This window comes from Kitasatospora sp. NPDC059599, from assembly GCF_042735125.1.
Lineage (GTDB): Bacteria > Actinomycetota > Actinomycetes > Streptomycetales > Streptomycetaceae > Kitasatospora.
The window spans coordinates 47,646-53,907 of record NZ_JBHWCL010000052.1; the positions used below are offsets into that span (position 1 = coordinate 47,646).

Consider the following 6,262-nt stretch of genomic DNA (forward strand, 5'->3'; position numbering starts at 1 on the left):
GACCCGGGAGCCGTCCATGCCGCCGTCCGCCCGCCAAGCCCCTCCGGCCGCCGCGAGCCCGACCGAGCGGGCGGCGCTGCGCCGTCTGGGCGAGTGGTGCGCCCGCCACACGGTGATCGTCATCGTGCTGTGGATCGTCGCCCTGGCCGGGGTGCAGGCCGCCAACAAGACGATCGGCGGCACCTACTCCGACGACTTCTCGCTGCCCGGTACCCAGGCGCAGCAGGGCCGTGACGTCCTGCAGGCGCACGAGCCGGCCGCGGCGGGCACCAGTTCGCAGGTGGTGCTGCACGACCCGGCGCAGCTGGGCGGTTTCCAGCCGCAGATCGCGCAGGCGGTCTCCTCGCTCCAGCAGTTGCCGCACGTGGTGTCGGTGCAGAGTCCGCTGCCGCCGCCGGGTCAGCCGTCCCCGCCGGGCGGTCCGCTGTCCGCCGACGGGACGACCGGGTACATCACCGTCCGGTTCGACACCGCGCCGACGCTGCTGGGCACCGAGTACCTGGCCGGGGTGGACGAGGCGGTGGCACCGCTGCGGGAGGCCGGGGTGCAGGTGGAGTACGGGGGGCCGCTGGGCGAGCTGGCCCGGCCGGCGCCGGACGACCGGGCCAGTGAGGCGATCGGGTTCGCGGTGGCGATCGTGGTGCTGCTGGTGGGGTTCGGCAGTGTCGTCGCGGCCGGGCTGCCGCTGTTGACGGCGTTGTTCGCGGCGGTGGTGGGGCTGGGGGTGCTGGGGCTGATCGCGGCGCTGTCCACCTTCGCGACGGTCGCGCCGACGCTGGCGACGATGATCGGCATCGGGGTGGGCATCGACTACGCGCTGTTCCTGCTGACCCGTCACCGGCAGAACCTGATGGACGGGGTGGATCCGGTGGCCTCCGCGGGGCAGGCGGTGGCCACCAGCGGGCGGGCGGTGCTGGTCTCCGGCTGCACGGTGATCATCGCGTTGTCCGGGCTGTCGGTGTCGGGGATCTCCTTCATCGCCAAGCTGGGTGCGGCGGCGGCGGTGACGGTGGTGTCGGCGGTGCTCGGGGCGCTGACCCTGCTGCCGGCGCTGATGGGGGCGATCGGGCGCCGGATGGACCGGGTGTGCGTGCGCCGTCCGATCGCCGAGGCCGGCGGTGACGGGGGTGTGGAGGGCGGGAGCTGGCACCGCTACGCCCGGCGGGTGGAGGCGAACCCGTGGCGGTACCTGGCCGTGGGGGTGGCGGTGCTGGCGGTGCTGTCGATCCCGTTGTTCTCCATCCAGCTGGGTCACATCGACGACGGCGCGGACTCCACCTCCTTCACCGACCGGCGTGCCTACGACCTGATGTCCGCGGCGTTCGGTCCGGGGTCGAACGGGCCGCTGACCGTGGTCGTCGACCAGAGCGCGGTGCCCGCCGGGTCGCGGCCGGCCGTGCTGGCCGCGGTGCAGCAGTCGCTCACGGGTGTGCCGGGCGCCGCGAGCAGCACGCCGTTGCAGACCAGTCCGGACGGCGCGGTGCTGTTCGGCACCGTCGTCCCGGCCGACCGGCCGCAGGACCGGGCCACCACCGACCTGGTCAACCGTCTGTCGGACACGGTGCTGCCGGACGCGGTGGCGGGCACCGGGGCGAGGACGTACGTGACCGGGAACACCGCGGCCCAGGTCGACTTCCTGGACATCGTGGCGAGCCGGCTGGCCCTGATCATCGCGGTGGTGGTCGGGCTGGCCTTCCTGGTCATCCTGGTGGTCTTCCGGGGCCTGCTGGTCGCGGTCAAGGCGGCGGTGCTCAACCTGTTGTCGATCGCGGCCTCGTACGGGGTGGTGGTGGCGGTGTTCCAGTGGGGCTGGGGCGGGCAGGCGCTGGGGGTCTCGGGGAAGGTGCCGATCGAGAGCTACGTGCCGATGATGATGTTCGCGATCGTCTTCGGGCTGAGCATGGACTACGAGATCTTCCTGCTGTCGCGGGTGCACGAGGCCTGGCTGCGCACGGGGCGCAGCCGGGACGCGGTGGCGCACGCGCTGGAGATCACGGCGCGGGTGATCACCTGCGCGGCGTTGATCATGGTCAGTGTGTTCGCCGCGTTCATCGTCAGCGACAACATCGTGATCAAGATGATGGGGCTGGGCCTGGCGGTGAGCGTGCTGGTGGACGCGACGGTCGTGCGGCTGCTGCTGGTGCCGGCGGTGATGACGCTGCTGGGGGCGAAGGCGTGGTGGACGCCGCGCTGGCTGGACCGGGTCCTGCCGCACCTCGACACCGAGGGCGAGGGCGAGCGGGCGTAGCGGCCGGGCAGGCCGTGGACGCCGCTGCGGACGCCGGCTGGGCCGTCGGCCCCGCGCCGGGCGGCGGGCCCCGACGCGGGGCCGCCGCCCGTTCGTCGCCGGGCCGTCAGCGGCGTCGGCCGACGTGGAGCGCCGCGCCGCCGGCCGCGACCAGGACCACGGCGCCCAGCGCGGCGGCGGTCAGCAGGCCGTCGTCCGATCCGGTGGCGGCCAGCGTCGGGGCGGGCGTCGGGGTCCGGGACGGTGTGCCCGGCCCGGTCGGGGACGGCGCGGGGGCGGGGGCGGCAGTCGTCGGGGCTGCGGTGGTCGGGGCGGTCGTCGGGGTGGACGGCACCGGGGCGGGGGTCGTCGGGGTGGACGTCGGGCCGGCCGTGGGCGCGGGGGCGCAGGCGGTGCCGCCGTTCCAGGAGGCGATCGCCAGGCCGGAGAACGGCTCGTCCGGGTAGTGCGGCAGCGGGTGGTCGCTGTCGCTCCCGTCGTACTTCTCACCGACCGCGTAGAGGGCCAGTTCGCCGTAGCAGCGCGGCAGGTGGCCGGTGACGTCGAGGGTGTCGCGGTAGTGCTCGCGGGTGAGCGTCGTGGTCGCCCAGCCGAGGAAGGCCTGGCGGCCCGAGGTGGCCCAGGTCGGGCCCTGGGCCTCGTAGGAGCCCAGCGAGACGTGGTAGTCGCAGCCGGCGGCCGGTTCTCCGGCCAGTCGGACCTGGACGGTGGCGGACTCGGCGGGCATCGTCGCGCTGTTCGTCCAGTGGGCGCCGCTGTCGACGGAGTACTGGAGCGGTGCGCGCCCGCAGTCGGGGGCGGCGTGGGCGGCGGGCGCCGCGAGGGCGGCGCCGCCGGCAGTGAGGGCGGTGAGGGCGACGGCGGTGAGCGCCGGCAGGCGGCGCGGGTGCGGGTGCATCGGGAACTGCTCCTGGCGGGTGGATCGGGTCGGGGAAGGGTGGGGCTGCGGGGCCCGGGCGGTCCGGCGGGCGTCGGCCCGCGGGGCTCACCGGGTCGCGGGTGACGGGTCGGCGGGGTGCGGCGCGGCGGGGTGCTCCCCGGAGCCGTCGCCCTCGATGTCGATGTGCGGCAGGAGGCGGTCGAGCCACCGGGGCAGCCACCAGTTCCCGTCGCCGAGCAGGACCATGGTGGAGGGGACCAGCAGGCCGCGGACGACGGTGGCGTCCAGGGCGACGGCGGTCGCCAGGCCGATGCCGAACATCTTGACGACCGGGTCGTCGGAGAGCAGGTAGCCGAGGAAGACGGCGACCATGATCAGGGCGGCCGAACTGATGATCCGTCCGGTGCCGGCGAGTCCGGCCACCACGGCGCGGCGGTTGTCCCGTTCCTTCAGGTAGCCCTCCCGCACGGCGCTGAGCAGGAAGACCTCGTAGTCCATCGACAGGCCGAAGAGCACGGCGAACATCAGCAGCGGCACGTAGCCGGGCACGGGCACGGCGCCCTCCAGGCCGATCAGCCGGGCGCCGTGGCCCTGCTGGAAGACCGCGGTGAGCACGCCGTAGGCGGCGGCGACCGAGACCAGGTTCATCACGGCGGCCTTCAGCGCGACGACCGGCGAGCGGAAGGCCAGCAGCAGGAGCAGGCCCGCGACGGTGAGGACGAAGCCGACGACGAGCGGCATGCGCTGCGCGATCCGCGCGTTGAGGTCCGCCTGGGCGGCGGGGGTGCCGCCGACGTGCAGCACCTGGCCGCTTCCCGCGGTGGCGGCGGGCAGCACCTGCGCGCGCAGGCGGTGGACCAGGGCGGTGGTGGCGGGGTCGGCGGGGGCGGTGGCCGGGGTGACCTGCCAGCGGACGGTGCGGCCGTCGGCGGCGGGCGCGGGCGGGCTGACGGCGGCGACGCCCTCCGCCCCGCGCAGCGCGGTGGTCACGGCCGCGGTCCGGGGGTCGGCGGTGCCCGCGGGCGCCGGGGCGGGCAGGACGTCGACGACCTGGAGCACGCCGTTGGCGCCCGGGCCGAAGGCTTCGGCCATCCGGTCGTAGGCGGTGCGGCTCATGCTCCCGGCGGGCTTGCTGCCGGCGTCCAGCTGGCCGAGGTGCAGGCGGGCGGCCGGGACGGCGAGGGCGCCGAGCAGGGCCAGGCCGGCCAGCAGCAGGGGCCAGGGCCGGGCCGCGACCAGGGCGGCGATCCTCCCCCAGCCGCGCGGGCGCCCGCCGGGGGCCGGGGCGGCCGCGCGGGGGGTCAGCCGCCGGCCGAGCAGGACGAGGGTCGCGGGCAGGAGGGTGAGGTTCACGCCCAGCGCCGTGACCACGGCGATCGCGGGGGCGAGCGCCAGGGCGTACAGCAGCGGCAGTCCGCCCAGGGCCAGTCCGGCGAGCGCGGCGACGACGGCACTGCCGGCGAAGGCGACGGACTTGCCGGAGCCGGCGGTCGTGCGCACGGCGGCGTCCTCGATGCCGGCCCCGGCGGCACGCAGGTCCCGGAAGCGGGTGAGGCCGAAGAGGGTGTAGTCGATGCCGACACCCAGGCCGATCATGGCGGCGATGGTCTCGCCGGCCTCGGGCACGTCCATCAGGTGCCCGGCCAGGCCGAGGACGGGCAGCGCGATGCCGAGGCCGATCACACCGGCGAGCAGCGGCAGTGCGGCGGCGACGGGGCTGCCGAGGGTGAGGGTGAGGATCACCAGGGCGGCGCCGAGGCCGATGGCCTCGCTGCGCCCGGTGCTCCCCTTGTCGACCGCGGCGGCCAGGTAGCCGCCGGGGGTGACCTCGACGCCGGCCGCGGTGGCCGGGGCCGCCGCGGCGAGCACGGCAGCGGTCGTCGCGGGCGTCACCTCCCGTCCGGTGACGTCGAGTTCGACCGAGAGGTAGGCGGTGTGGCCGTCGGCGCTCATGGCGCCCGCGCCCGCCGGGTCGTAGGGCGTGGTGACGGCGGCGACGTGCGGGACGGCGGCGACGGCCGCGGCCGCGCCGCGCACCGCGGCGGCGGTGGCCGGGTCGGTGAGGGCGGGGCCGCCGGCCGGGGTGTGGAGCAGGACGGGCTGCTTGCCGGAGGCCGGGGCGGGGAACGCGCGGTCGGCGAGGTCCCGCGCGGCCTGGCTGTCGCTGCCGGGGATGGAGACGGCCTCGCTGGTGACGCGCCCGAACGTCGCGAGGGCGGTGAGCGCGGCGGCCGCCAGCAGCAGCCAGGCCGCGACGACCCGCTTGGGCCTGCGGGCGCACCAGCGCCCCACAGTGGTGAACATCGGCGACGGACAGCCCTTCTCGTGCGGCGGGAGGCGCGATCGGGCCCCCGCCAAACTCATTGCACTCTCAGTGCAACGCGTACACTTGCACTCACGGTGCAACAATGTCAACGAGAGGGCGAGGAGCCCACGTGAAACGGACCGAGGCCGCCGCGCCCGTCCCTGACGGGCGCACGGAACGCGGGCGCCAGACCCGCGAGAAGATCGCCGACGCCGTGCTGTCGCTGCTCGACGAGAACCAGGCGCACTTCCCCGCCGACAAGGTGGCCGAACGGGCGGGCGTCTCACGCCGGCTGGTGTTCCACCACTTCGCGGACATGGCCGAACTGGCCGAAGTCGCCGTCGACCGGCGCCTGGAACAACTCGCGGCCCAGATCAGGCCGTTGCCCACCGAGGGGCCGCGCGAAGTGCGGGTGGCGGCCATCACCGAACAGCGCGCGCGCATCCTGGAGGGCGTCACCCCGGCCAGGCTCGCCGTCATGCGGTTGGAGAACCCGTCCCCCCGGGTCCTGGAGGCCGTCCGGCAGATGCTGGACTTCGCCCGCCTGCGGCTCGCACAGGTCTTCGCGGCGGAACTCGACCCGCTCCCCGGGCCCGCCCGCACGGACCTGCTCAACTCCCTGGACGCGGTGACCACCTGGAGCGCCTGGCACCACTGGCGCGACAGCGGCCTGAGCGTCGAACAGGCGCGGCACACCATGGCCGCCGCCGTGCACGCGCTCCTCACCGGCGCCGTCGGGGCGGAGGGGGCGGACGGACGGGGATGAACCCCGGCCCCGCCCGACGGGGCCGGCGCCCGGCGCGCGGGGGGCCGGGCGTGGCGGGGGGAG

General features: G+C 75.8%; 4 protein-coding genes. 2 read left to right on the forward strand and 2 right to left on the reverse strand.

Translation table 11 applies throughout. From position 1 onward, the window contains the following. Positions 1-16: 16 nt before the first annotated feature. Positions 17-2,248, forward strand: coding sequence for an MMPL family transporter (locus ACFV04_RS19750; RefSeq protein ID WP_380530589.1), 2,232 nt, complete (start codon positions 17-19; stop codon positions 2,246-2,248). A 106-nt stretch (positions 2,249-2,354) separates the two neighbouring features. Here ACFV04_RS19750 and ACFV04_RS19755 read toward each other — a convergent pair whose 3' ends face one another. Together ACFV04_RS19755 and ACFV04_RS19760 are read right to left on the reverse strand one after the other, a co-directional pair. Next, the gene (locus ACFV04_RS19755; protein WP_380530592.1) at positions 2,355-3,146 is read right to left on the reverse strand and encodes a hypothetical protein; all 792 of its coding nucleotides are present in this window, start codon (positions 3,144-3,146) and stop codon (positions 2,355-2,357) included. 87 nt (positions 3,147-3,233) lie between these two features. Next, positions 3,234-5,432, reverse strand: coding sequence for an MMPL family transporter (locus tag ACFV04_RS19760; RefSeq protein ID WP_380530595.1), 2,199 nt, complete (start codon positions 5,430-5,432; stop codon positions 3,234-3,236). 131 nt (positions 5,433-5,563) lie between these two features. Here ACFV04_RS19760 and ACFV04_RS19765 point away from each other — a divergent pair, with 131 nt between their 5' ends. Beyond that, the gene (locus ACFV04_RS19765) at positions 5,564-6,199 is read left to right on the forward strand and encodes a TetR/AcrR family transcriptional regulator (protein WP_380530598.1); all 636 of its coding nucleotides are present in this window, start codon (positions 5,564-5,566) and stop codon (positions 6,197-6,199) included. Positions 6,200-6,262: the final 63 nt, after the last annotated feature.

Bases quoted from the DNA above. Each gene is read 5' to 3' on its own strand.
- ACFV04_RS19755 (WP_380530592.1), bottom strand. From the start codon at position 3,146: ATGCACCCGCACCCGCGCCGCCTGCCGGCGCTCACCGCCGTCGCCCTC.
- ACFV04_RS19750 (WP_380530589.1), top strand. From the start codon at position 17: ATGCCGCCGTCCGCCCGCCAAGCCCCTCCGGCCGCCGCGAGCCCGACC.
- ACFV04_RS19760 (WP_380530595.1), bottom strand. From the start codon at position 5,432: ATGTTCACCACTGTGGGGCGCTGGTGCGCCCGCAGGCCCAAGCGGGTC.